Consider the following 25,954-nt stretch of genomic DNA (forward strand, 5'->3'; position numbering starts at 1 on the left):
TTTTGCAAGCTACGCCGACTTGCACCTCTGAGTCGAACTCTGGACTTGAAAAGCTCGAAAATCGGCTCCCTTTTCCCCTCGCCCCCTTGGGGGAGAGGGCTGGGGTGAGGGGGTTGCTCTTGATCTTCACCCATCAACTGCGGGAATCGAAACCATGCCCCACCTCACCACCTACCAAACCACCATCATCACTGACTGGGTCGACTACAACGGCCACCTGCGCGATGCCTTCTACCTGCTGATCTTCAGCTATGCCACCGACGCGCTGATGGATCGCCTGGGCATGGACAGCAACAACCGCGAGGCCAGCGGCCATTCGCTGTTCACCCTCGAGCTGCACCTCAATTACCTGCACGAAGTGAAGCTCGATACCGAGGTCGAAGTGCGCACGCAAATCATCGCCCACGACAGCAAGCGTCTGCACCTCTACCACAGCCTGCACAAAATCGGCGAGGAACAGGAACTGGCCGGCAATGAACAGATGCTCCTGCACGTCGACCTCGCCGGCCCGCGCTCGGCGCCGTTCAGCCCCGACACGCTGCATCGCCTGCAAGCGATCGTCGCTGAGCAGACCGACCTGCCCGCTCCCGCTTACATCGGCCGCGTGATCGCGCTGCCACCTGCCCGGTAAATCCCTCCATCGTCAAGGAGCCGCCATGAACACCGCCGTCGCTGTTGCCGATTTTCGTACTTATCCGTTGATCAGCGCGCTACGTGGCGTGCAGGGTCTGGCGGATCGCGTTGTCATCGGATGGGCTGACAGTCGTGTCAGCCCGTTTCACCACGTATGGCTGCGCGACAATTGCCCGTGTGATCGCTGCGTCTATAGCGTCACCCGCGAGCAGGTCTTCGAGAGCGTCGATGCCGCCGAGGATCTGCAACCACTGGCCACGCGCATCGACACCGACGGCTGCCTGCGCATCGACTGGCAGGATGGTCACCTCAGCCGCTTCGATCCGGGCTGGTTGCGCGCTCACGCCTATGACGACGAGTCCCGCGCGGAACGCCTGGCCGGCAAACCGCAGAGCCGTCTGTGGCATAGCGATCTGCAGTTGCCGGTGTTCGACTACACCGCGCTGATGAACGACAACGCCGCGCTGCTGCAATGGTTGCTCGCCGTGCGCGACATCGGCCTGACCCAAGTGCGCGGCGTGCCCACCGAGCCGGGCTCGCTGAAGCTCATCGCGCAACGGATTTCCTTCATTCGCGAAAGCAATTTCGGCGTGCTGTTCAATGTGCAATCCAAAGCCGACGCCGACAGCAACGCCTACACCGCCTTCAACCTGCCATTGCATACGGATTTGCCGACTCGCGAGCTGCAACCGGGGCTGCAATTTCTGCATTGCCTGGTGAACGATGCCGAGGGTGGCGAAAGCATTTTCGTCGATGGTTTCGCGATCGCCGACGCCTTGCGTCGAGAGGATCCGCAGCTGTTTCAGGCCCTGTGTGAAATCCCCGTGGAGTTTCGCAACAAGGACCGGCACAGCGACTATCGCTGCCTGGCGCCAATCATTGCTGTGGATGCGTTGGGGCGTGTGGCGGAAATTCGCATGGCGAACTTTTTGCGCGGCGCGTTCGAGACGTCGGTGGCGCAGATGCCATTGCTGTATCGAGCCTATCGACGTTTTATCGCGATGACCCGCGAGCCGCGGTTCCGGCTGGTGCAGCGCCTCAATCCGGGAGAGTTGTGGTGCTTTGACAACCGCCGCACGCTGCATGCGCGCAATGCCTTTGACCCAGCCACCGGGGCGCGGCATTTCCAGGGCTGCTATGTCGACCGGGATGAGTTGTTGTCGCGGATTCTGGTGTTGCAGCGTTAGCCCGCTACAAGATCGCAGCCTTCGGCAGCTCCTACAGGGCAACGCATTCCACCTGTGGGAGCGAGCCTGCTCGCGAAAGCGTCAGCGGGAACAACCAATCTCTGACTGATTCACAGACAAAAAAAACTCCGATCAAGCCGTGACAGGATCGGAGCTGAGGAGGGTACTGTTGAGGAGCTGCCAGGCGAGGGTGACCAAACCTTCGTGAAGCGAGCTGAGGCCAGTTTGCCTACTCGCCAATCCACTCGGTTAGCCGAAAACGACCTGTTCATAGTCGTCCCGGCCACCGCGACAAAACGCCCTTGCCGCGTCCGGTCGGGGCCACCAGAATCGAGCCAAGACCTCCGTTGCCACAGAAGGATTTGCGTAATGATGTACGCCGATTTGATTGACCAGGAAGATCTGTTGGGCCAGCTCAAGGCCTTGGGTATTCAGGTGCCGAGCGGTACCACCGCCGAGCAGGCCTGTGAGTGCGCAGTACGAGGACTGGATAATGTTCGCGCATTTGAACTGCGCAAGATGGTCAAGGACATGTACACCAGCGGCGCCAGCATCCAGCCGGCGGTGCGTCAGGCGATCGACAAGCAGTTGTTACCAGCCCTTTCGGATTACCAGCAGTCCCACAGCGCCTGAGAACCCCCTTCGCGAGCAGGCTCGCTCCCACCCTGGAATGCATCCGACTGTGGGAGCGAGCCTGCTCGCGAAGAACGATGACTCGGTCTACAGCCTTACGCTGGCAAACGTCGATTCATTGCGCGCCTGACTCAGCGCCGACATCGGCCCCGACAGCGGCGACATCACGATCGCCTGCGGCAGCGGCAGCATGGCCACTTGCTGGGTGGTGTTGGAGCCGACGCGCTCGTCACGCGGCGGAATGCCGAAGTACTCGCGGTAGCACTTGGAGAAGTGCGGCGTGGAGACGAAACCACACACCGATGCCACTTCGATGATCGACATCGGCGTCTGCTTGAGCAGTTGCCGGGCGCGGATCAGCCGCAGCTTCAGGTAATAGCGCGACGGTGAGCAGTGCAGGTATTTCTGGAACAACCGCTCCAGCTGTCGACGCGACACCGCGACATACACCGCCAGCTCATCAAGATCGATCGGCTCTTCCAGATTGGCTTCCATCAGCGCGACGATTTCCTGCAGCTTCGGCTGATTGGTGCCGAGCATGTGCTTGAGCGGCACACGCTGGTGATCCTGTTCGTTGCGGATGCGCTCGTAGACGAACATTTCCGAAATCGCTGCGGACAGTTCGCGACCGTGATCGCGGCTGATCAGGTGCAGCATCATGTCCAGCGGCGCAGTGCCGCCGGAGCTGGTGAAGCGGTTACGGTCGAGGGTGAACAGGCGTGTGCTCATGGCCACGCGCGGGAAAGCTTCCTGCATCGCCGCCAGGCATTCCCAGTGCACGCTGCAATCGAAGCCGTCGAGCAGACCGGCGCAGGCCAGCGCCCAACTGCCAGTGCACACCGCGCCAAGACGCTTGGACTGGCGCGCCTGGCTTTGCAGCCAGGACACGTGCTCACGGGTCACGGTTCGTTGAATGCCGATGCCGCCGCAGACGATCACGGTGTCCAGTGGCGGGGCTTTGTGCATGGAGGCGTCAGGGGTGATCTGCAGACCGTCACTGGCCCAGACCTGGCCGCCATCGACAGTGAGGGTGCTCCAGCGATACAGCTCACGACCGGACAATTGGTTGGCCATGCGCAGTGGCTCAACGGCGGACGCCAGGGAAATCAGCGTGAAATTGTCCAGCAGCAGAAAGCCGATGGATTGAGGCGCACGGTTCTGGGGTTGGGCCCCGGAGTTGAACGACGTCATCGCGGTATCTCCTCACACAAAGCGGGTGGTGGCCTCAGGCGGAGGCTCTTGTTATTGCCGGCATTCTCACGAGGGAAGCAGGCTTTGTTATGACAGAGCAATTGCCATGCCTGAAATTGGATGGCCATTCAATAACTCCTGAAAACGACCTCGCAACGCGTCTATACGAGACCTCGGATCACGGCATTTCGAAGTGCCATCAAGCGCCTTGACCGCCCTGCCGCGCAGCCTGTGAGCAGATCGGTAGCACTTGTGGGAACGGGCCTGCAGAGGATTTGCGCAGAGTGTCACCGCAAGCACGGGCGACCAGCGGTCAAGTAACGACTGATAAGTCACGGCTGATAAAGACGCTTGTCTGATTGCGACGCGCCAAAAGGTGGCGTGAATGAAATGAGGTGTTCATTTGGTGAGCAGTTTTGACTGGTCTGGCCTCATCACACTGAATGCCGTTCATGGGCCACTGTGGCGAGGGAGCTTGCTCCCGCTGGACTGCGAAGCAGACCCGAAACCAGACTTGCGGTTGTGCAATTGAAATGCATCAAGCTGATTGCGACTGCTGCGCAGCCGAGCGGGAGCAAGCTCCCTCGCCACAATAAATATGCGTCAGCACTCCACGGCACTGACCGCCAACCCACCGCGCGACGTTTCTTTATATTTGTCATGCATATCGGCGCCGGTATCGCGCATAGTGCGGATCACCCGGTCCAGGGAAATGAAGTGTTGACCGTCGCCACGCAGGGCCATTTGCGCGGCGTTGATCGCCTTCACCGCGGCAATCGCGTTGCGCTCGATGCACGGCACCTGCACCAGACCACCGACCGGATCGCAGGTCAGGCCCAAGTTGTGCTCCAGACCGATTTCCGCTGCGTTGCACAACTGTTCAGGCGTGGCGCCGAGAATCTCCGCCAGCCCCGCCGCCGCCATCGCGCAGGCCGAACCGACCTCACCCTGGCAACCGACTTCAGCGCCAGAGATCGAAGCATTCTTCTTGCACAGAATGCCGACCGCCGCCGCGCTGAGGAAATAGTCGACGACGTTGGCGTCGGTCACCGCCTCGCTGAACTTCATAAAGTAGTGCAACACCGCCGGGATGATCCCCGCCGCGCCGTTGGTCGGTGCGGTGACCATACGCCCGCCGGCAGCATTCTCTTCATTGACGGCCAGGGCGAACAGGTTGACCCACTCCATTGCGCTCAGGGTCGAGCCGATGACGTTGGGTTTGTTCAGTTCCTGCAGGCTGCGGTGCAACTTCGCCGCGCGCCGGCGCACGTTCAAGCCGCCGGGCAGAATGCCTTCGTGCTTGAGGCCCTGCTCGACGCAATCCTGCATCGCCCGCCACAGCTTCATCAGGCCGGCGCGGATTTCTTCTTCGCTGCGCCAGACCTTTTCGTTGGCCATCATCAGTTCGGCAACGCGCAGATTGTGCGTCTCGCACAGTTCCAGCAGCTCGACGGCACTGGAGAAGTCGTAGGGCAATTCGGTGCGATCCAGATCAACCACACCGCTGGCCGCTTGCGCCTCATCAACGACAAAGCCGCCGCCGATTGAATAGTAGGTGTCACGGTGCAGCTCACCGAACTCGCCTTCGGCAACCAGGGTCATGGCGTTGGGATGGAATGGCAGGTTTTCATCGATCAGGCGCATGTCCCGGGCCCAGACAAACGGCACCGACAGACGACCATCCAATAACAGCGTATGGGTTTCGCGCAGCGCCTGAATGCGCGGGCCGATCTGCGACGGGTCGATTGCGTCCGGCCACTCGCCCATCAGGCCCATGATCACCGCGTTATCGCTGCCGTGACCGACGCCGGTGGCCGACAGCGAACCGAACAATTGCACCTCGATGCGCCGCACCTGTTCCAGCTGATGCTTGCCGCGCAGCGACTCGACGAACAGCGCGGCGGCGCGCATCGGGCCGACGGTGTGGGAACTGGAAGGGCCGATGCCGATTTTGAACAGGTCGAAAACGCTGATAGCCATTGCTGCATAGCTCCTGAGAATACCGGTCCGGGCGGCAAAAGCGCCCGCTGGCGGAGCTGCTACGCTCAAGCTGCGATCCGCCGAATGCCGGCATCATCGGGCTTTTGTCGGCGCGCACGGCGTCTGACACCGACGCACTCATGTCCAGCAGCGTCGTTACGTTTTCGCCCCGCAAATACGCCGCTTTTATGCAGTTGTGCAGGTCATCGGAGGCGGAAAAAAGCTGTAAGCGACGTCACCGACACTGGAAGCGACCATCCCTGTACTGGATACGACCCTCCCTGTAGGCGTCAGATTTTCACTGGTACATGATCGGGATGACTCGATTGCCAGGCGCTGCGGTAGAGCTGTCTTACGAACGCCACCAACCGCAACCCATAAGTGCGGTGGTCCACAGTCGGAACACTGCCAAAAAAAACACCAAGGAGTCCATCCATGAAAGGTTCCCCGTCGTTGTTGTTGGCCGCCCTGCTGAGTCTGCCGTTACTGGCGCAAGCCGCAGAACCGGCACAGTGCAGCCTCGTTAACTTCTCCGATGTCGGCTGGACCGACATCACCGCGACCACCGCCACCACTTCCGTCGTTCTCAACGCCCTCGGCTACAAGACCAAGACCACCATGATCTCCGTGCCCGTGACCTACAAGTCGCTGGCCGACGGCAAGAACATGGACGTGTTTCTCGGTAACTGGATGCCGACCATGGAGAACGACATCAAGCCGTACCGCGATGCCGGCACTGTCGACACCGTGCGCACCAACCTCAAGGGCGCCAAGTACACCCTCGCAGTGCCGCAAGCCCTGTACGACAAAGGCCTGCATGACTTCGCCGATATCGCCAAATTCAAGAAAGAGCTCGACGGCAAGATCTACGGCATCGAGCCGGGCAACGACGGCAACCGGCTGATCCAGAGCATGATCGACAAGGACGCCTTCGGCCTGAAAACCGCCGGTTTCAAGGTGGTCGAATCGTCCGAGGCCGGCATGCTCTCGCAAGTCGACCGGGCGCAGAAACGCGACACCGCCGTGGTCTTCCTCGGCTGGGCCCCGCACCCGATGAACAAGCGCTTCAAGATTCAATACCTGACCGGCGGCGACGACTTCTTCGGCCCCGATTTCGGCGCAGCCACCGTGGCCACCAACACCCGGAAGGGTTACGCCGAAGAATGCAGCAATGTTGGTCAGCTGTTGAAAAACCTGGAGTTCACCGTCGACATGGAAAGTGAACTGATGGGCAACATCCTCGACGACAAGATGAAGCCTGACGCGGCCGCCAAGGCCTGGCTGAAAAAGAATCCACAGGTGCTCGAAACCTGGCTCGCTGGCGTGACCACCATTGACGGTAAACCAGGCCTGGAGGCCGTGAAAGCCAAGCTCGCGCCTTGATTCGAGGGGCATCGCTTATGCCGGGCAGGCGTGCCTGCCCGGGCTGTTAATTTCCTTGCATGCGGACGTTCACTACCATGCTGATTGATCAGAAAATACCTCTAGGCCAGTACATCGCGGGCTTCGTCGAATGGTTGACGCAACACGGCGCCAACACCTTCGACGCAATCGCCGTGACACTGGAAACGATGATCCACGGCGTGACGTTTGCGCTCACCTGGTTCAACCCACTGGTGCTGATTGGCCTGATTGCCATCATCGCCCATCTGATTCAACGCAAGTGGGGCCTGACCGCGTTTGTGGTCGCCTCGTTCCTGCTGATCCTCAATCTGGGGTACTGGCAGGAAACCATGGAAACCCTCGCCCAGGTGCTGTTCGCCACCCTGGTCTGCGTGTTGATCGGCGTGCCGCTGGGCATCGTCGCCGCGCACAAACCGATGTTCTACACCATGATGCGGCCGGTGCTCGATCTGATGCAGACCGTGCCGACCTTCGTTTACCTCATTCCTACCCTGACCCTCTTCGGGCTGGGTGTGGTACCGGGCCTGATCTCCACGGTGGTCTTCGCCATCGCGGCGCCGATCCGCCTGACCTACCTGGGCATCCGCGATGTCCCGCAAGAACTGATGGACGCCGGCAAGGCCTTCGGCTGCTCGCGTCGCCAACTGCTCTCAAGGATCGAACTGCCGCACGCCATGCCAAGCATCGCGGCCGGCATCACCCAGTGCATCATGCTGTCGCTGTCGATGGTGGTGATCGCGGCACTGGTCGGCGCCGACGGACTCGGCAAACCGGTGGTCAACGCACTGAACACTGCTGATATTGCGCTGGGCTTCGAAGCAGGCCTGGCAATCGTACTGCTGGCGATCATGCTCGACCGTATCTGCAAACAACCCGACGCCAAAGTAGGGGGTGACGCATGAGCATAATTCGCTTCGAAGACGTCGACGTAATCTTCTCCAAAGACCCGCGCGAGGCACTCAAGCTGCTCGATCAGGGCATGACCCGCAACGAGATCCTCAAGAAGACCGGGCAGATCGTCGGCGTGGAAAAGGCCACGCTGGACATCAACAAGGGCGAGATCTGCGTGCTGATGGGCCTGTCCGGTTCGGGCAAGTCGAGCCTGCTGCGCTGCATCAACGGCCTTAACACCGTGAGCCGCGGCAAGTTGTTCGTCGAGCACGAAAACCGCCAGATCGACATCGCCTCCTGCACCCCGGCCGAGCTGAAAATGATGCGCACCAAGCGCATTGCCATGGTGTTCCAGAAATTCGCCCTGATGCCCTGGCTGACGGTGCGCGAGAACATCAGTTTCGGCCTGGAAATGCAGGGCCGACCGGAGAAGGAACGCAAAAAACTGGTCGATGAGAAACTTGAACTGGTTGGCCTGACCCAGTGGCGCAACAAGAAGCCGGACGAACTCTCCGGCGGCATGCAGCAGCGCGTCGGCCTCGCCCGCGCGCTGGCGATGGACGCCGATATCCTGCTGATGGACGAACCGTTCTCGGCGCTCGACCCGCTGATCCGCCAGGGTCTGCAGGACGAATTGCTGGAACTGCAACGCAAGTTGAGCAAGACCATCGTGTTTGTGAGCCACGACCTCGATGAAGCCCTCAAACTGGGCAGCCGCATCGCGATCATGAAGGACGGCCGGATCATCCAGTACAGCGTGCCGGAAGAAATCGTCCTCAACCCGGCGGACGACTACGTGCGGACCTTTGTTGCCCACACCAATCCGCTCAACGTGCTTTGCGGCCGCAGCCTGATGCGCACGCTGGACAAGTGCAAACGCATCAACGGCTCGGTGTGCCTCGATCCGGGCGGCGATTCGTGGCTGGACCTGGCCGAAGGCAACACCATAAAAGGCGCCCGGCAGAACGGTTCAGTACTGAACCTGCAGAACTGGGCACCTGGCCAAGCGGTGGAAGGCCTGGAGCGCAAGCCGACGCTGGTGGACTCGAACATCGGCATGCGTGACGCGCTGCAGATCCGTTATCAGACCGGCAACAAGCTGGTGCTGCACGATAACAATCATGTGGTGGGGATCCTCGGCGACAGCGAGCTGTATCACGCGTTGTTGGGCAAGAACCTCGGTTAAGGCGGGATAAAAAAAGGGATCGCGGTGAGCGATCCCTTTTTTATTGGGTCAGGGAAAAGCCCCTCACCCTAGCCCTCTCCCAGAGGGAGAGGGGACTGACCGGGGGATGCTGCAGATCTGCACCGACCTGATCTTGCTTTATCGAATCCATAATCGACTCGATCTTTCAGGTCAATGTACAACGCCAGACACCTTAGTCGGCTCCCTCTCCCTCCGGGAGAGGGCTGGGGTGAGGGTCAGCTTTTGACTTTAGCTATAAACCCGCCCCAACAACTGCCGATGGCTCTCGAACTGATCGAGCACATCCCGGGTAATCTGCTCCGGCGTAAAGCCCATCAAGTCGTAATCCTGACTGCCATTGTGCAGATACACCTCGGCCCGGTAATAACGCTGGCGCGCTTCATCCGCTTGCGCCGATTCGGTCGGAGTCGCCAGATAGCCGTCCAGGCTCACTTCATAAACGAAAGGGTTGCCCTCTTCCATTTCGACCCGCACACCCATGCAACGCTTGGCCTTGCCCAACAGCGTCTGCACTTCAATCCCCTGATTGCGCAATTGTGCGGCCGCATCTTCCAGCGCCGGGGTGACATGTTTGTCCATGAAGCGCTGCACCACCGATTGGCTCGGCTGCAGATCCAGCTGAGTCAGGCGCTCGCTGAAACCACGGCGTCCGCGCTCGGCCAGTTGCGCTTGCTCCTGTTCGATCTGCACGTCCTGGCGCATCGCCTTGTGCAGGCCGAACATGAAGCAGATCAGCACCACCGAGAACGGCAGGCCGGCCAGCACGACCATGGTCTGCATGGCTTCGAAGTTGCCGGCGAACAGCAGGCCAATGGTCACCAGCGTGATCACCACCGACCAGAAGATCCGCAGCCAGTGCGGCGCGTCTTCATCGACGTTACCGCCCTTGCACGACAGGTTCGCCATCATCACCGCGCCGGAGTCGGCCGGGGTCAGGAACAGCACGAAGCCGACGAAGATCGACACACCGATGACGACTTTCGACGCCGGGTAATGCTCAAGCAACTGATAAATCGCCATCGACGGCTGTTCCAGCGCCGTCTTGCCCAACTCCACCGCGCCCTGATTCATCACCAGATCCAGCGCCGAGTTACCGAAGATCGACAGCCACGCCAAGGTGAAGCCCAGCGGAATCAGCAGCACGCCAGCGACCAGTTCCCGCACGCTGCGGCCACGGGAAATCCGCGCGATGAACATGCCCACGAATGGCGCCCAGGAAATCCACCATGCCCAGTAGAACAGGGTCCACAGGCCGAGCCAGCGGTCGGACTTGGCGCTGTCGCCTTCATAGACGTACAGGTCGAAAGTCTTCAACACGACGCCGTTGAGGTAGTCACCGATGTTCTGCACAAAGCCGTTGAGCAAGTGCAGGGTCGGGCCGAACAACAGGACGAAAATCAGCAGGCCGCTGAACAACACGATGTTCAGGTTGGACAGGCGACGAATGCCGTTTTCCACACCCGACACGGCGGCGATGGTCGCCACGGTGCTCATGACGATGATGACGATCAGCAGGTTGGTGTTGCTGTGCTCCATGCCGAACAGGTTCTCCAGCCCGGACGACACTTGCAGCGAGCCGATCCCCAGGTTGGTCACCAGACCCAGCAGCGTTACGAACATGCCGAAGCCGTCTACCGCGTGCCCGGCCGCGCCCTTGACCCAGCGCTCGCCGACCAGCGGATACAGTGCCGAACGCAGCGCCAGCGGCTGGTTATGCCGATAGGCAAAATACGCCACGGCCAGACCGACCAGTGCGTAGATCGCCCAGCCGTGCAGGCCCCAGTGCAGGAACGTCAGTTGTACTGCCTGCCGCGCGGCAAGGTTGCTGGCCGACGTGCCTTCCGGCGGATTGAAATAGTGATCCAGCGGCTCGGACGCGCCGAAGTACAACAGCGAAATGCCGATGCCTGACGAGAACAGCATCCCCGCCCAGGCGCCGTAACTGAAATCCGGGGTGTCGTCCTTGCTGCCCAGTTTGAGTTTGCCGTACGAGGAAAACGCCAGGCCGACCACGAACACCAGGTAGGCGGCGATCACCACCATGTAGTACCAGCCGAAGCTGCGCGACAACCAGGCCTGGGCCATCCCCAACATTCTGCCGGCCTCTTGCGGGGCGATGATCAGAATGGCGGTCAACAACAGAATCAGCGCGGTCGAGGTGTAGAACACCCAACCGTTGACCGTCACCTTCTCGGGCGGGGTCTTTATTAGCGAGGCAGAACTCATGGCACAAATGCTCCAGGCAGTGCGAGAGAAGAACACAAGGCATCACGGCACCCGACCAATCGGTTAGTTGGCAGCCGACCGGCGGGTGATATAAAGACACTCCGAAAAAAGCCCGAACCTGCCGAAATGGCGTTGCGTATTCGCTTTCGTGGCCAGAGGTGCCGGACGTTCATCCGAAACCTGGCCCCGAGCGTCTTGCCCTTTCAACACGTCCCTCGAATCACGAACCGCGCCATGCCCCACGCAGGTTTCGAGCCGTTTCAGGTGTCGGTTTTTATCGTCATCACGCGTAGGAATTTTCTGTAGGCAGCGACGAATTGTCGCAGATCTTATTCTTTGTTGATTGAACGTTCAATCAAAACAAAATAGACTGGCCCTCAATCCGATCGGCGTCATTCGCCCCTCGGAAGGCCTAAGGAGATGTGCAAGATGCCCAAGGTCGGTATGCAACCCATCCGCCGCCAACAACTGATCGAAGCCACTTTGCAGGCCGTCGATCAGGTCGGAATGGGGGACGCCAGCATTGCGCTGATCGCCCGTTTGGCCGGTGTCTCGAATGGCATCATCAGTCATTACTTTCAGGACAAGAACGGCCTGATCGCCGCCACGATGCGGTACCTGATGACCGCCCTCAGCGAGAGCGTCACCGCGCGCCGTCAGGCGCTGGCAGATGACAGCCCACGGGCGCATCTGCAGGTGATCATCGAAGGCAACTTCGACGCCAGCCAGGTCAATGGCCCGGCAATGAAAACCTGGCTGGCCTTCTGGGCCACCAGCATGCACCAGCCGTCTTTGCACAGGTTGCAGCGGATCAACGATCACCGTCTGTATTCCAACCTGTGTTGCCAGTTCCGCCGTGTGCTGCCGCTCGAAGATGCGCGCAGTGCGGCCCGGGGTCTGGCAGCGTTGATTGACGGCTTGTGGTTGCGCGGCGCGCTGTCGGGAGACGCTTTCGACACGGCGCAGGCGCAACAGATCGCTTACGAATACATGGATTTCCAATTGGCCAAGCAGGTGAGCTAGAGCACACAGAAACGCTCAGCCCCTGAACTCCACCGCAGCGTCATCGCGGTGGTCAACGCCAACCACCAATGCACTTGCGAGGACACTATGGCCCGTTTCGAACTGCAAAAACTCTACATCGATGGCGCGTATACCGATGCCGGCAGCGACGCCACCTTCGAAGCCATCAACCCGGCGAACGGTGAAGTCCTCGCACTGGTGCAGCGTGCGACCAAGGACGACGTCGAGCGCGCCGTGGTCAGCGCCGAAAAGGGCCAGAAAATCTGGGCCGCGATGACCGCCATGGAGCGTTCGCGCATCCTGCGTCGCGCCGTCGACATCCTGCGCGAGCGCAACGATGAACTGGCCGCGCTGGAAACCCTGGACACCGGCAAATCCTTCTCCGAAACCAAATACGTCGACATCGTCACCGGCGCCGACGTGCTGGAATACTACGCAGGCCTGGTGCCCGCCATCGAAGGCGAGCAGATCCCGCTGCGTGACACCTCTTTCGTCTACACCCGTCGCGAGCCGCTGGGTGTGGTCGCCGGTATCGGCGCGTGGAACTACCCGATCCAGATCGCGCTGTGGAAATCCGCTCCAGCCCTGGCGGCCGGTAACGCGATGATCTTCAAGCCAAGCGAAGTCACCTCGTTGACCACCCTGAAACTGGCCGAGATCTACACCGAAGCCGGCGTGCCGAACGGCGTGTTCAACGTCCTGACCGGCAGCGGCCGCGAAGTCGGCACCTGGCTGACCGAGCACCCGCGCATCGAGAAAATCTCCTTCACCGGCGGCACCGACACCGGCAAGAAAGTCATGGCCAGCGCCTCGGCTTCGTCGCTGAAAGACGTGACCATGGAACTGGGCGGCAAGTCGCCGCTGATCATCTTTGACGACGCCGACCTCGATCGCGCCGCCGACACCGCGATGATGGCCAACTTCTACAGCTCCGGTCAGGTCTGCACCAACGGCACTCGCGTGTTCGTACCGGCGCACCTGAAAGCTGCGTTCGAAGCCAAGATCGTTGAACGCGTTGCACGCATCCGCGTCGGCAACCCGGAAGACGAAAATACCAACTTCGGCCCGCTGGTCAGCTTCGCCCATATGGAAAGCGTGCTGGCCTATATCGAAAAAGGTAAAGAACAAGGCGCCCGCGTCCTGTGCGGCGGCGGTCGTCTGACCGACGGCGAATTCGCCAAAGGCGCGTTCGTTGCACCGACCGTGTTCACCGATTGCAGCGACGACATGACCATCGTCCGCGAAGAAATCTTCGGCCCGGTGATGGCGATCCTCTCCTACGAAACCGAAGAAGAAGTGATCCGCCGCGCCAACGACACCGACTTCGGCCTGGCCGCCGGTATCGTCACCAAAGACCTGAACCGCGCCCACCGCGTGATTCATCAACTGGAAGCCGGTATCTGCTGGATCAACGCCTGGGGCGAGTCCGACGCGAAAATGCCGGTCGGCGGCTACAAGCAGTCGGGCGTGGGCCGTGAGAACGGGATCAGCTCGCTGAATAACTTCACCCGGATCAAATCGGTACAGGTCGAGCTGGGCGATTACGTCTCGGTGTTCTGATCTGCCGCAACGCTGAAGTCGGGGCCCTTGTGGCGAGGGAGCTTGCTCCCGCCGGGCTGCGAAGCGGCCCCGACTGCAGACACCGCAGTTATCCAGACAGAACTCAGTTGCAGGCTTTGCGACTGCTGCGCAGCCGAGCGGGAGCAAGCTCCCTCGCCACAGCAAGTGGCCACTCGGCAGCCTGACCACATTTAAAGAGGGTGCATTCAATGTCCCAAGAATTCGATTCCATCATCATAGGTGCCGGCTCGGCCGGTAACACCCTGGCGACCCGTCTGACTGAAGACGAAGGCGTCACCGTTCTGCTGCTCGAAGCCGGGGGCCCGGACTACCGCCTCGACTTCCGCACGCAGATGCCCGCCGCGCTGGCGTTCCCGCTGCAAGGGCGTCGCTACAACTGGGCCTATGAAACCGATCCAGAGCCACATATGGACGGTCGCCGGATGGAATGCGGTCGCGGCAAGGGCCTCGGCGGTTCTTCGCTGATCAACGGCATGTGCTACATCCGTGGCAACGCCATGGACTACGACGGCTGGGCGAAACTGCCGGGCCTGGAAGACTGGTCGTACCTCGATTGCCTGCCGTACTTCCGCAAAGCCGAAACCCGTGACATCGGCCCGAACGATTACCACGGTGGCGAAGGCCCGGTCAGCGTGACCACACCGAAGGCCGGCAACAACCCGCTGTTCCACGCCATGGTTGAAGCCGGCGTGCAGGCCGGATACCCGCGCACCGAAGACCTCAACGGCTACCAGCAGGAAGGCTTCGGCCCGATGGACCGCACCGTGACGCCGAATGGCCGCCGTGCTTCCACCGCCCGTGGCTACCTCGACATTGCCAAGAAGCGTTCGACCCTGACCATCGTCACCCACGCCCTGACCGACAAGATTCTGTTTGAAGGCAAGCGTGCGGTCGGCGTGCGTTACCTGATCGGCGACGCAGAAGAGCGCGTTGAAGCCAAGGCGCGCAAAGAAGTGCTGCTGTGCTCCGGCGCGATCGCTTCGCCGCAGATTCTGCAGCGTTCCGGTGTCGGCCCGGCGAAACTGCTGGAAAGCCTCGACATCCCGGTGGTTCACGATCTGCCGGGCGTTGGTGAAAATCTGCAGGATCACCTTGAGCTGTACCTGCAATACGCCTGCACCCAACCGGTCTCGCTGTACCCGTCGCTGCTCTGGTACAACCAGCCGGCGATCGGTGCGGAGTGGCTGTTCAACGGCACCGGCATCGGTGCCAGCAACCAGTTCGAGGCCGGCGGTTTCATTCGTTCGCGTCCGGAATTCGAGTGGCCGAACATCCAGTACCACTTCCTGCCGGTGGCGATCAACTACAACGGCAGCAACGGTGTGAAAGAGCACGGTTTCCAGGCGCACATGGGTTCCATGCGCTCGCCGAGCCGTGGCCGCGTCCAGGTCAAATCCAAGGACCCGCGCCAGCACCCGAGCATCCTGTTCAACTACATGGCTACCGAGCAGGACTGGCAGGAATTTCGCGACGGCATCCGCCTGACCCGCGAAATCATGCAGCAGCCGGCCCTCGACGCGTTCCGTGGTCGCGAAATCAGCCCGGGCATCGAAGTGCAAACCGATGAGCAGCTCGACAAGTTCATCCGCGAGCACGCCGAAACCGCGTTCCACCCGTCCTGCTCGTGCAAGATGGGCACCGACGAGATGGCCGTGGTCGATGGCGAAGGTCGTGTGCACGGCATGCAGAGCCTGCGCGTGGTCGATGCCTCGATCATGCCGATCATCACCACCGGCAACCTCAACGCACCGACGATCATGATGGCGGAGAAAATCGCCGACAAGATCCGTGGTCGCAAACCGCTGCCGCGCAGCAACGCTGCGTACTACGTCGCGAACGGCGCGCCGGTCAAAGGCAAGCCGATGCGCGATATCACCCCGGTTACCCAGTAAGTCGTAAGACCGAGGCGCGACCTTCGCGAGCAGGCTCGCTCCCACATTGGAATGCATTTCAACTGTGGGAGCGAGCCTGCTCGCGTAGGGGCCCTCAGATTCAGCACAAATTCCCCCGCTGCACAGTAAAACCTCCTACACCCCCTCTTCACTTGATCCTACCCCCACGCAGGCCTACTCTAGACCTCGCGCAACCGTTTCACCCCTCCCCGCTGTCGCCCTGCCGCTACTCCATTACAAGGAGGTTCCCGAATGTTCGATTTCCACCCCCAGCTCAAGCAGCGCTTCGCTGCCTTGCGCACGGGCGCTGAATTTTTTTCCCTGCGGTATGTGCGCGAGTCCGGGCAGTATCTGTCGGTGCGCAAGAACGTCGCCGAACCGCCGAGCCTGCGCCGCGACGAAGGGGCGATGCTCACCGTGCGGGTCAATGGCGTCGAAGCCTACGCGGCGACCAACGATCTTTCGCAACAGGGCCTGCAAGCTGCCCTCGAACGCGCCGAGCAACAGGCCCGGCGGCTCAAGCCGCACGCCTTGCTCGATCTGCGCGAGCAGCCGGTTTCCAGCGATCGCGCCGATTATTTTTCGCCTAACCTCGAACAGCCCTTCCCGTCCCTGAGCGAATGCTTCGAGCTGCTCGGCGCGGAATCCGCCTCGGTGCCCAAGGATGAGCGCCTGGTCAATTGGCAGGTGAGCATCGGCGTCACTCACGTCGAGCAGATTTACCTGAGCAGCGCCGGCGCCGAACTGCGTCAGGCCCAGCGCTTCGTCTATCCGGGCCTCGACGTCACGGCCTACGACGGCAACGACAGCCAGACCCGTAGCCTTGGCCGGGAGAATTTTGGCCAACAGGGTGGCGCCGATGTCATCAGCCGTTGCGGACTGGTCGGTGCCGGCCCGCAAGTGGCCGATCAGGCCCTGCAACTGCTGCTCGCGCCGAACACCCCGCAAGGCCCGCGCGATCTGCTGCTGATGCCCGATCAGATGATGCTGCAGATCCACGAGTCCATCGGCCACCCGCTGGAGCTCGACCGGATCCTGGGTGATGAGCGCAATTACGCCGGCACCAGTTTCGTCAAAACCAGCGATTTCGGCAGCCTGCAATATGGCTCCAGGCTGCTCAACGTAACCTTCGATCCGGACATTCCCGAAGAACTCGCCAGCTACGGCCATGACGACGACGGCACTGCGGCCAGCAAGCAATTCCTGATTCGCGACGGCCTGCTGCTGCGGCCACTGGGCGGAGCGCTGTCGCAATATCGCGCCGGCCTCGATGGCGTCGCCAACAGCCGCGCCTGCGGCTGGAACCGCCCGCCGATCGACCGCATGGCCAACCTCAACATCGAGCCGGGTGATCAAACGCTGGAGCAGATGATCGGCGGTATCGAGCACGGCATCCTGATGAGCACCAACCGTTCGTGGTCGATCGACGATGCGCGCAACAAATTCCAGTTCGGCTGCGAATGGGGCCAGCTGATCGAGAACGGTGAACTTAAAGGCGTGGTGAAAAATCCCAACTACCGGGCGATTTCCGCGCACTTCTGGAAGAGCCTGCGCGCCGTCGGCGATGCCAACACCGTCAAGGTGCTGGGCACGCCGAACTGCGGCAAGGGCGAACCGAACCAGGTGATTCGCGTCGGCCACGCTTCGCCGGCCTGCGTATTCAGCAACATTGATGTGTTTGGGGGAGACGCCTGATGAGCATTTCGAAGCGTCAGTCCGACGCCTTCAAGGTCATGGTCAACTGGCTGCGCGACAGCGTGCGCGAGCCGGAACAGTTCACGCTCAGCTACGCCGCCGAAGCCTCGGCGTTCGTGCGCTTCAATCACGCCAAGGTGCGCCAGGCCGGGCAGGTGCAACAGGCCAACGTCGGCCTGAAACTGATCAACGACGGTCGCCACGCCGACCTGCAGATCACCTTGTCCGGGGATCAGGAAGCCGATCTGCAACGGCTCGCCGAGGGCCTGCAGCAATTGCGCGAAACCCTGCCGCTGCTGCCGCAGGATCCGTATCTGCTGCTCAATCACAACAGTTGGCAGAGCACGCACGTACAAGCGCATCCGCTGCCGGACACCGAAGATGTCGTCGGGCAAATCTGCGCCGCCGCTGAAGGTCTCGACCTGGTCGGTTTTTATGCTGCCGGTCCGATCAGCCGCGGTTTCGCCAGTTCCGCCGGCGCGTTCGGCTGGCATGAAGCCAACAGCTTCAATTTCGACTTCAGCCTGTTCCATGAAAATGGCGAAGCGGTGAAGGCCAGCTACGCCGGGCACGACTGGAGCGACGAGGGTTTCGCCAGGCGTTTCGCCCAGGCTCGCGAACAGCTTGAGTTTCTCGGCCGACCGTTACGCACCCTGGCGCCGGGTCAGTACCGCGCCTATCTGGCGCCGGCGGCGCTGGAAGAAATCATGGGCATGCTCAGTTGGGGCGGCTTTTCGGCGCAGTCGATTGCCAGCAAGAGCAGTCCGTTGCAGAAGCTCTACGTCGGGGATCAGGCATTCAGCCCGTTGCTGTCGCTGGATGAGAAAGTCAGTGAGTCGCTGAGCCCGGCGTTCTCCGCCGAAGGCTATCCGCGCAGCGATCTGCGTCTGATCATCGAGGGCAAGGCCGGGGATCAACTGGTCGGCTCGCGCAGCGCTGCCGAATATGGTCTGGCGGCGAACGGTGCGGGCGGCGGCGAGATGCCCAGCGCGTTGAACATGGCTGCAGGTGATTTGTCGCAGCAAGAGATCCTCAAGCAGTTGGGCACCGGGCTGTACATCAGCAACCTGTGGTACTTGAACTACTCGGACCAACCGGCGGCGCGTATGACCGGCATGACCCGCTTCGCGACATTCTGGGTCGAGAACGGCGAGATCCAGGCGCCGGTCAGCACCATGCGTTTCGATGACAGCGCTTACAACCTGCTCGGTTCGCAGCTGGAAGCGTTGACCACCGAGCGCGAGCTGCTGCTATCGGCGAGCACCTACAGCCAGCGCAATACCTCGTCGGCGTTGTTGCCGGGAGCGTTGGTCAGCCGACTGACCTTGACCCTGTAAATCGCCCCCCGGTGAGGGGGGGCACACTCAACTGTGGCGAGGGAGCTTGCTCCCGCTGGGTTGCGAAGCGACCCCAAAACCGGAGTTCACGGTGTTCCAGTAATACCGCGCTGGCCGGATTCACGACGGCTGCGCCGCCGAGCGGGAGCAAGCTCCCTCGCCACAGAGTTTCATTCAGACCGACAAGCCGGATTAACCACCTTCAGAGGTTCCATGCCCAACCGCCCGCCTCTCGACGCCATCACCGCACGCTGGTTGCCGTGGGTCGTCGCCATTGCGTTCTTCATGCAGTCCCTCGACGGGACCATCCTCAACACCGCGCTGCCGGCCATGGCCAGCGATCTCGCAGAAGACCCGTTGCGCATGCAGGGCGTGATCATCGCCTACATGCTCACCGTCGCCCTGTTGATCCCGGCGTCAGGCTGGATCGCCGACCGCTTCGGCACCAAGAAAATCTTCTTCGGTGCGATCCTGCTGTTCAGTTTCGGCTCGCTGCTCTGCGCCCTGTCCAGCAGCCTGAGCATGCTCATCGGGGCGCGGGTGATCCAGGGCCTCGGCGGTGCGCTGATGTTGCCGGTGGGGCGGCTGGTGGTGCTGCGCGCCTATCCGCGCTCGGAACTGGTGCGGATCATGGGTTTCATCACCATTCCCGGCCTGCTCGGCCCGCTGATCGGCCCGACCATGGGCGGCTGGATGGTGGAATACGTAACGTGGCACTGGATCTTCCTGATCAACCTGCCCGTCGGGGTCATCGGTTGTTATGCGGTGTGGAAATTCATTCCTGACCTGCGCGGCACGGAGCGCACGCGTTTCGATAGCCTCGGTTTTCTGCTGTTCGGCGCGGCGATGATCCTCATCACCATTGCCATGGAAGGCCTTGGCGAACTGCACTTGCCGCACCTGCGGGTGATGTTGCTGCTGTTCGCCGGCATGGCCTGTCTGGCGGCGTACTGGCTGCGCGCCGGGCATATCGAGAATCCGCTGTTCGCGCCGTCACTGTTCAAGACCCGCACCTTCGCCGTCGGGATTCTCGGCAACCTGTTCGCACGACTGGGCAGTGGCGCCCTGCCGTTTCTTGTGCCGTTGTTGCTGCAAGTGGCGTTAGGCTATTCGCCCTCGCAAGCCGGGATGAGCATGTTGCCGCTGGCCGCTGCGGCGATGATCGCCAAGTGGGTCGCCCGACCGCTGATCGAACGCCTCGGCTATCGCATCGTCCTCACCGGCAACACGCTGGCACTGGGGATCATGCTGGCGAGCATGGGCCTGGTCAGCGAGCAGACGCCGTACTGGCTGCTGCTGTGCCTGCTGGCGGTGCTGGGGGCGATCAACTCGCTGCAATTCACCGCGATGAACACCGTGACCCTGATCGACCTCGACGATGCCAGCGCCAGCAGCGGCAACAGTTTGCTCTCGGTGGTCGCGCAATTGTCGCTGAGCCTCGGCGTGGCCTGCGCCGGCGCGCTGCTCGGCGGCTTCACTGCCAAGGTCGGCAACGATGGTGTGGAAACCGTGCTCGGCGCTTTCCAGCTGACCTTCGTTACGGTCGGCGTGATGGCGATGCTCGCGGCAACGATCTTCTCGCAGCTGTCGAAGGAAGACGGCCGGCGCGCTAAACGGCCGCAGGAACACATCGAACACTGATTCCGCTGAAGGACTCCCTGTAGGAGCTGCCGAAGGCTGCGATCTTTTGATCTTGTTTTTTAAAGAAAAATCAAAAGATCGCACCCTTCGGCAGCTCCTACAGGGGAGTGTGGTCCCTCACACAGACTGATCTCCAGTCAGAGAAACTCTGGGGCTGTTCGTCCAGAACTGTCGAGGAAACTGGCACGGGGCTGCTACACTGCGCGACATTTTGTTTTGCAGGCCAGTCCCGTGACCACCATCGCCACCGCTTTTAATACTCTGCCGCTGTCCGCCGCCATGCTGGCTAACCTCGAATCACTCGGTTATGCCCAGATGACGCCGATCCAGGCGCAGAGCTTGCCGGTGATCCTCAAGGGGATGGACCTGATCGCCCAGGCCAAGACCGGCAGCGGCAAGACCGCCGCGTTCGGCATCGGCCTGCTCAACCCGATCAATCCGCGCTACTTCGGTTGCCAGGCGCTGGTGATCTGCCCGACTCGTGAGCTGGCTGACCAGGTGGCCAAGGAAGTCCGCCGTCTGGCCCGCGCCGAAGACAACATCAAGGTCCTGACCCTCTGCGGTGGCGTGTCGTTCGGCCCGCAGATCGCTTCGCTGGAGCATGGCGCGCACATCATCGTCGGCACCCCGGGGCGCATTCAGCAGCACCTGCGCAAGGGTTCGCTGGTGCTCGATGGTCTGAACACGCTGATCCTCGACGAAGCCGATCGCATGCTCGACATGGGCTTCTACGACGCCATCGAAGACATCATCATCAAGACCCCGGAGCGTCGCCAGACCCTGCTGTTCTCCGCGACCTACCCGGTGGGCATCAAGCAACTTGCCTCGAAATTCATGCGCGATCCGCAGACCGTCAAGGCTGAAGCCTTCCACGACGACACGCAGATCGAACAGCGCTTCTACGAAATTTCCCCGGAAGAGCGCATGAGCGCAGTGACCAAAGTCCTGCACCACTTCCGTCCGGCGTCCTGCGTGGCGTTCTGCTTCACCAAGCAGCAAGTGCAGGAAACCGTTGATCACCTGACCGCCAAAGGCATTTCCGCCGTCGGCCTGCACGGCGATCTGGAACAGCGTGACCGCGATCAGGTGCTGGCGATGTTCGCCAACCGCAGCACCTCGGTGCTGGTTGCCACCGATGTCGCGGCCCGTGGTCTGGATATCGATGCGCTGGACATGGTGATCAACGTCGAGCTGGCGCGGGATTCGGAAATCCACATCCACCGCGTCGGCCGTACCGGTCGTGCGGGCGAGAAAGGCATTGCCATCAGCCTCGTCGCGCCGTCTGAAGCTCATCGTGCGCAAGCCATCGAACAATTGCAGAAAGCGCCACTGAACTGGGATCAGATCGACAACCTCAAGTCTCAGGGCCTGGCACCGCTGCAACCACCGATGACCACCCTGTGCATCGGCGCTGGCCGTAAAGACAAGGTGCGTCCAGGCGACATTCTTGGCGCATTGACTGGCGAAGCGGGCATTCCCGGTGCGCAGGTTGGCAAGATTGCGATCTTCGATTTCCAGGCCTATGTCGCTGTCGAGCGCACCGTGGCCATGCAGGCGTTGCAGCGCCTGAACGACGGCAAGATCAAGGGCCGCTCGTTGCGCGTACGCATTCTCTAAGCGATCTTCCATCCAAAGGAGATCCCCTGTGGGAGCGAGCCTGCTCGCGAATGCAATCGGTCAGTCGACATCATTGTTGAATGACACAGCGCTTTCGCGAGCAGGCTCGCTCCCAAAGTTTGTGTTGTAGCGACCCACCAAGAGGACACCGTTTTGCGCTCTACCGAAGTCGTGATCATTGGCGCTGGCGCCGCCGGCTTGATGTGTGCCCTGACTGCCGCCGGGCGCGGGCGTCAGGTGTTGCTGCTTGACCACGCGAACAAGGCCGGGAAGAAAATCCTCATGTCCGGCGGTGGCCGCTGCAATTTCACCAACATGTACACCGAACCGAGCAATTTCCTCTCGCAGAATCCGCATTTCTGCAAATCCGCGCTGGCGCGCTACACCCAGTGGGATTTCATCGGTCTGGTCGGCAAACACGGCGTGCCGTACCACGAGAAGAAACTCGGCCAGCTGTTCTGCGATAACAAATCCAGCGACATCCTCGAAATGCTCCTGACCGAGTGCGATCAGGCCGGTGTCGAACTGCACCTCGACACGTCGATCCAGACTATCGAGAAGGTCGAAAGCGGTTACTTGCTCGACACCACCCTCGGTCAGGTTCAATGCCAGTCGCTGGTGATCGCCACGGGCGGCTTGTCGATCCCGACGCTGGGCGCCACCGGGTTCGGTTATCAGGTGGCCAAACAGTTCGGCCATGAACTGCTGCCGACCCGCGCCGGACTGGTGCCGTTCACCATCACCGACCAGCTCAAGGATTTGTGCACAGAGCTGTCCGGCACCTCGGTGGATTGCCTGGTCAGCTGCAACGAGCAGAGCTTTCGCGAAAACATCCTGTTCACTCACCGCGGCCTCAGCGGCCCGGCGATTCTGCAGATTTCCTCGTTCTGGGAGCCCGGCGACACAGTGGAGATCAATCTGCTGCCGGACCACGATGCGGCGACGTGGCTGCAAGAGCAAGTCGCCGAACGCCCGAACAGCGAGTTGAAAACCTTGCTTGGCGAAATCTTCACCAAGAAGATGGCCAATCTGCTGGCGGACAACTGGTTTGTCTCCAAACCGATGAAGCAGTACACCCACGCTGAACTGGCGGAGATTGCCGAGAAGCTTGGCAGCTGGAAAGTTGTGCCGGCGGGAACTGAAGGCTATCGCACGGCTGAGGTGACTCTCGGTGGCGTCGATACCCGCGAGGTTTCGTCGAAGACCATGGAATCGCTGAAAAGCCCGGGCCTGTACTTCATTGGTGAAGTGCTCGACGTCACCGGGCATCTGGGCGGCTTCAACTTTCAGTGGGCCTGGGCCTCCGGCTACGCGGCGGCGCAGTACGTCTGATCCAACACGAATCACAACTGTGGGAGCGAGCCTGCTCGCGAATGCGGTATATCAGTCGACATATCTGTTGAATGACACTCCGCTTTCGCGAGCAGGCTCGCTCCCACAGTGGTTTGTGGTGTAAGTAAAAGGAACACTTTTTGCTGTCAGATGTGCTCGGCGCCATTGCGTCGGCGTCATTACTGGCTCAATTTAGCGGCATCGCCTCGGAAGGCCTTCGCACTTCATGTCCTCGACCTCGTTTCGTCAGTCTTTGCGGCGCCTGTGGGCGCTGGATAAATTCAGCTATAGCGTGCGGGTATTCATCGCCCTGACCGGCAGCATGGCGCTGTGCTGGTATCAGGATGAAATGGGCCTGCTGATCCCGTTGTTCCTCGGCATCATCGCCAGCGCCCTGGCCGAGACCGACGACAGTTGGCAGGGCCGCCTCAACGCCCTCGCCGTGACGCTGGTGTGTTTCAGCATCGCCGCGCTGTCGGTGGAGCTGCTTTTCCCCTACCCGATCATTTTCGCCGTAGCCCTGGCGCTGGCCAGTTTCGGCCTGACCATGCTCGGTGCGCTGGGCGAGCGTTACGGCGCGATTGCCTCGGCGACGCTGATTCTGTCGGTGTACACGATGATCGGCGTCGATCAGCGCGGCGGCGCGGTCACCGATTTCTGGCACGAACCGATGCTGCTGGTCGCTGGCGCGGCGTGGTATGGCCTGCTGTCGGTACTGTGGCAGGCGTTGTTTTCCAATCAACCGGTGCAGCAAAGCCTGGCGCGACTGTTCCGCGAGCTGGGCCTTTACCTGAAGTTGAAATCGTCGTTGTTCGAGCCGATCCGGCAGATGGACGTCGAAGCCCGCCGCCTCGAACTGGCGCAACAGAATGGCCGGGTGGTCGCCGCACTCAACACCGCCAAGGAAATCATCCTGCACCGGGTCGGCAACGGTCGACCGGGCTCGAAAGTCAGCCGGTATCTGAAGCTGTACTTCCTCGCGCAGGACATCCACGAACGCGCCAGTTCGTCGCACTACCCTTACAACGCGCTGGCCGAGGCGTTCTTCCACAGCGACGTGCTGTTCCGCTGCCAGCGCCTGCTGCGTCAGCAAGGCAAGGCTTGCCGGGCATTGGCGGAGTCGATCCAGATGCGCCAGCCGTTCATTTATGACGCCAGTTTCGCCGAAGCCCTGAACGACCTGCATGCCTCCCTCGAGCACTTGCGCATCCAGAGCAACCCGGCATGGCGCGGCCTGTTGCGCTCGTTGCGCGCCCTGGCGGCCAACCTCGGCACCCTCGACCGCTTGCTCAGCGATGCCAGCAACCCAGACGCCCTGGCCGATGCTACCGACAGCAGCCTGCTCGACCGCTCACCGCGCAATCTCAAGGACGTCTGGATTCGCCTGCGCACGCAACTGACGCCCACCTCGCTGCTGTTCCGCCATGCCCTGCGCCTGCCGCTGGCATTGAGCATCGGCTACGGCATGGTGCACCTGATTCACCCGTCGCAAGGCTACTGGATCATCCTCACCACGCTGTTCGTCTGCCAGCCGAACTACGGCGCCACCCGGCGCAAACTCGGCCAGCGGATCATCGGCACGGCCATTGGCCTGACGGTGGCGTGGGCGCTGTTCGATCTGTTCCCCAACCCGGTGGTGCAATCGTGCTTCGCCATCGCTGCCGGGGTGGTGTTCTTCACCAACCGCACCACCCGCTACACCCTGGCGACGGCGGCGATCACGATCATGGTGCTGTTCTGCTTCAATCAGGTCGGCGATGGCTACGGGCTGTTTCTGCCACGGCTGTTCGATACCCTGCTGGGCAGTCTGATCGCCGGGCTGGCGGTATTCCTGTTCCTGCCGGACTGGCAGGGCCGGCGCCTGAACAAAGTGCTGGCCAACACCCTGACCTGCAACAGCATCTACCTGCGCCAGATCATGCAGCAATACGCCGCGGGCAAGAGCGACGACCTCGCCTATCGCCTCGCCCGACGCAACGCGCACAACGCCGATGCGGCGCTGTCGACGACGCTGGCGAACATGCTGATGGAGCCGGGGCATTTCCGAAAGGAAGCCGATGTCGGTTTCCGTTTCCTGGTGCTGTCGCACACCCTGCTCAGTTACCTGTCCGGGCTCGGCGCACACCGCGAAACGCAGCTGCCAGCCGAAGTGCGTGAGCATTTGATCGAGGGCGCAGGGGTAAAACTGGCGAGCAGCATCGACGAAATCGCCCAAGGCCTCGCGAGCAAGCAGCCGATTGCGATTCAGAGTGATGAAGAGGAAGCGCTGGCCAATGAACTGGAGCAGATGCCGGAGGAGATCGATGAAGGCCAGCGACTGGTACAGACGCAATTGGCGCTGATCTGCCGGCAGTTGGGGCCGCTTCGGACGTTGGCGGCGCATTTGATCAAAGACACCAGCGAGGTCAGTGCTGGCTGACATGGCGTCATCGCGAGCAGGCTCACTCCTACAGGGGAACGCATTCCAACTGTAGGAGTGAGCCT

The 25,954-nt window shown here is 61.4% G+C and carries 18 protein-coding genes; 15 read left to right on the top strand and 3 right to left on the bottom strand.

Annotated features, from left to right (window positions below):
* Positions 1–154: 154 nt before the first annotated feature.
* The 3 genes from DCO47_RS07975 (at position 155) to DCO47_RS07985 (ending at position 2,453) form a co-directional block, all read left to right on the top strand.
* Positions 155–631 carry a thioesterase family protein gene (locus DCO47_RS07975; RefSeq protein ID WP_116657868.1) on the top strand — a complete coding sequence of 159 codons (477 nt, stop codon included), beginning with the start codon at positions 155–157 and terminating at the stop codon, positions 629–631.
* A 25-nt stretch (positions 632–656) separates the two neighbouring features.
* On the top strand, positions 657–1,820 hold the full coding sequence (locus DCO47_RS07980) for a gamma-butyrobetaine dioxygenase (protein WP_116657869.1): 1,164 nt from the start codon (positions 657–659) through the stop codon (positions 1,818–1,820).
* 369 nt (positions 1,821–2,189) lie between these two features.
* Entirely contained in the window at positions 2,190–2,453 is a 264-nt protein-coding gene (locus DCO47_RS07985; protein ID WP_016772808.1) for a hypothetical protein, read from the top strand.
* A gap of 87 nt (positions 2,454–2,540) precedes the next feature.
* Here DCO47_RS07985 and DCO47_RS07990 read toward each other — a convergent pair whose 3' ends face one another.
* A complete protein-coding gene (locus tag DCO47_RS07990) occupies positions 2,541–3,644 on the bottom strand; it encodes a GlxA family transcriptional regulator (protein ID WP_007949927.1) in 1,104 nt (367 codons plus the stop codon).
* Positions 3,645–4,247: 603 nt separating this feature from the next.
* The gene (locus tag DCO47_RS07995) at positions 4,248–5,624 is read right to left on the bottom strand and encodes an L-serine ammonia-lyase (protein WP_065616504.1); all 1,377 of its coding nucleotides are present in this window, start codon (positions 5,622–5,624) and stop codon (positions 4,248–4,250) included.
* 435 nt (positions 5,625–6,059) lie between these two features.
* Between DCO47_RS07995 and DCO47_RS08000 the strand changes: the two genes are divergently transcribed.
* From DCO47_RS08000 to choV, 3 genes are all read left to right on the top strand, one after another.
* Positions 6,060–7,007, top strand: coding sequence for a choline ABC transporter substrate-binding protein (locus DCO47_RS08000; protein ID WP_064365331.1), 948 nt, complete (start codon positions 6,060–6,062; stop codon positions 7,005–7,007).
* A 77-nt stretch (positions 7,008–7,084) separates the two neighbouring features.
* Positions 7,085–7,930: a choline ABC transporter permease subunit gene (choW, locus tag DCO47_RS08005; protein WP_016772805.1), complete on the top strand. Its 846-nt coding sequence runs from the start codon at positions 7,085–7,087 to the stop codon at positions 7,928–7,930.
* Positions 7,927–9,105, top strand: coding sequence for a choline ABC transporter ATP-binding protein (gene choV, locus DCO47_RS08010; RefSeq protein ID WP_016772804.1), 1,179 nt, complete (start codon positions 7,927–7,929; stop codon positions 9,103–9,105). Before choW ends, choV begins: the two co-directional genes overlap by 4 nt.
* 249 nt (positions 9,106–9,354) lie before the next feature.
* Here the strand turns inward: choV and DCO47_RS08015 are convergent, their stop codons facing one another.
* On the bottom strand, positions 9,355–11,295 hold the full coding sequence (locus tag DCO47_RS08015) for a BCCT family transporter (RefSeq protein ID WP_252874561.1): 1,941 nt from the start codon (positions 11,293–11,295) through the stop codon (positions 9,355–9,357).
* Between the two features lie 486 nt (positions 11,296–11,781).
* Between DCO47_RS08015 and betI the strand changes: the two genes are divergently transcribed.
* From betI to yccS, 9 genes are all read left to right on the top strand, one after another.
* Entirely contained in the window at positions 11,782–12,375 is a 594-nt protein-coding gene (betI, locus tag DCO47_RS08020; RefSeq protein WP_042561476.1) for a transcriptional regulator BetI, read from the top strand.
* A gap of 87 nt (positions 12,376–12,462) precedes the next feature.
* A complete protein-coding gene (gene betB / locus DCO47_RS08025) occupies positions 12,463–13,935 on the top strand; it encodes a betaine-aldehyde dehydrogenase (RefSeq protein ID WP_042606621.1) in 1,473 nt (490 codons plus the stop codon).
* Positions 13,936–14,144: 209 nt separating this feature from the next.
* Positions 14,145–15,848, top strand: a complete 1,704-nt coding sequence (gene betA, locus DCO47_RS08030) for a choline dehydrogenase (protein WP_116657871.1) — start codon at positions 14,145–14,147, stop codon at positions 15,846–15,848.
* A 252-nt stretch (positions 15,849–16,100) separates the two neighbouring features.
* Complete coding sequence (locus tag DCO47_RS08035) at positions 16,101–17,543, top strand: TldD/PmbA family protein (protein WP_116657872.1); 1,443 nt, start codon at positions 16,101–16,103, stop codon at positions 17,541–17,543.
* Positions 17,543–18,880, top strand: coding sequence for a TldD/PmbA family protein (locus DCO47_RS08040; protein WP_042606618.1), 1,338 nt, complete (start codon positions 17,543–17,545; stop codon positions 18,878–18,880). Before DCO47_RS08035 ends, DCO47_RS08040 begins: the two co-directional genes overlap by 1 nt.
* 213 nt (positions 18,881–19,093) lie before the next feature.
* Positions 19,094–20,521, top strand: a complete 1,428-nt coding sequence (mdtD, locus tag DCO47_RS08050; RefSeq protein ID WP_042606617.1) for a multidrug transporter subunit MdtD — start codon at positions 19,094–19,096, stop codon at positions 20,519–20,521.
* Positions 20,522–20,752: 231 nt separating this feature from the next.
* Positions 20,753–22,138 (top strand): ATP-dependent RNA helicase DbpA, encoded by a 1,386-nt coding sequence (gene dbpA, locus DCO47_RS08055; RefSeq protein ID WP_024014613.1) that lies wholly within the window; start codon positions 20,753–20,755, stop codon positions 22,136–22,138.
* A 153-nt stretch (positions 22,139–22,291) separates the two neighbouring features.
* Positions 22,292–23,470: an NAD(P)/FAD-dependent oxidoreductase gene (locus DCO47_RS08060; protein WP_064365336.1), complete on the top strand. Its 1,179-nt coding sequence runs from the start codon at positions 22,292–22,294 to the stop codon at positions 23,468–23,470.
* A 226-nt stretch (positions 23,471–23,696) separates the two neighbouring features.
* A complete protein-coding gene (yccS, locus tag DCO47_RS08065; protein ID WP_042606615.1) occupies positions 23,697–25,889 on the top strand; it encodes a YccS family putative transporter in 2,193 nt (730 codons plus the stop codon).
* Positions 25,890–25,954: the final 65 nt, after the last annotated feature.

Source organism: Pseudomonas sp. NDM (assembly GCF_003105095.1).
Lineage (GTDB): Bacteria > Pseudomonadota > Gammaproteobacteria > Pseudomonadales > Pseudomonadaceae > Aquipseudomonas > Aquipseudomonas moraviensis_A.

Bases quoted from the DNA above. Each gene is read 5' to 3' on its own strand.
- DCO47_RS08000 (WP_064365331.1), top strand. From the start codon at position 6,060: ATGAAAGGTTCCCCGTCGTTGTTGTTGGCCGCCCTGCTGAGTCTGCCG.
- choV (WP_016772804.1), top strand. From the start codon at position 7,927: ATGAGCATAATTCGCTTCGAAGACGTCGACGTAATCTTCTCCAAAGAC.
- DCO47_RS07995 (WP_065616504.1), bottom strand. From the start codon at position 5,624: ATGGCTATCAGCGTTTTCGACCTGTTCAAAATCGGCATCGGCCCTTCC.
- choW (WP_016772805.1), top strand. From the start codon at position 7,085: ATGCTGATTGATCAGAAAATACCTCTAGGCCAGTACATCGCGGGCTTC.
- DCO47_RS07985 (WP_016772808.1), top strand. From the start codon at position 2,190: ATGATGTACGCCGATTTGATTGACCAGGAAGATCTGTTGGGCCAGCTC.
- DCO47_RS07980 (WP_116657869.1), top strand. From the start codon at position 657: ATGAACACCGCCGTCGCTGTTGCCGATTTTCGTACTTATCCGTTGATC.
- mdtD (WP_042606617.1), top strand. From the start codon at position 19,094: ATGCCCAACCGCCCGCCTCTCGACGCCATCACCGCACGCTGGTTGCCG.
- DCO47_RS07990 (WP_007949927.1), bottom strand. From the start codon at position 3,644: ATGACGTCGTTCAACTCCGGGGCCCAACCCCAGAACCGTGCGCCTCAA.
- DCO47_RS07975 (WP_116657868.1), top strand. From the start codon at position 155: ATGCCCCACCTCACCACCTACCAAACCACCATCATCACTGACTGGGTC.
- betI (WP_042561476.1), top strand. From the start codon at position 11,782: ATGCCCAAGGTCGGTATGCAACCCATCCGCCGCCAACAACTGATCGAA.
- yccS (WP_042606615.1), top strand. From the start codon at position 23,697: ATGTCCTCGACCTCGTTTCGTCAGTCTTTGCGGCGCCTGTGGGCGCTG.
- betB (WP_042606621.1), top strand. From the start codon at position 12,463: ATGGCCCGTTTCGAACTGCAAAAACTCTACATCGATGGCGCGTATACC.
- betA (WP_116657871.1), top strand. From the start codon at position 14,145: ATGTCCCAAGAATTCGATTCCATCATCATAGGTGCCGGCTCGGCCGGT.
- DCO47_RS08035 (WP_116657872.1), top strand. From the start codon at position 16,101: ATGTTCGATTTCCACCCCCAGCTCAAGCAGCGCTTCGCTGCCTTGCGC.
- DCO47_RS08040 (WP_042606618.1), top strand. From the start codon at position 17,543: ATGAGCATTTCGAAGCGTCAGTCCGACGCCTTCAAGGTCATGGTCAAC.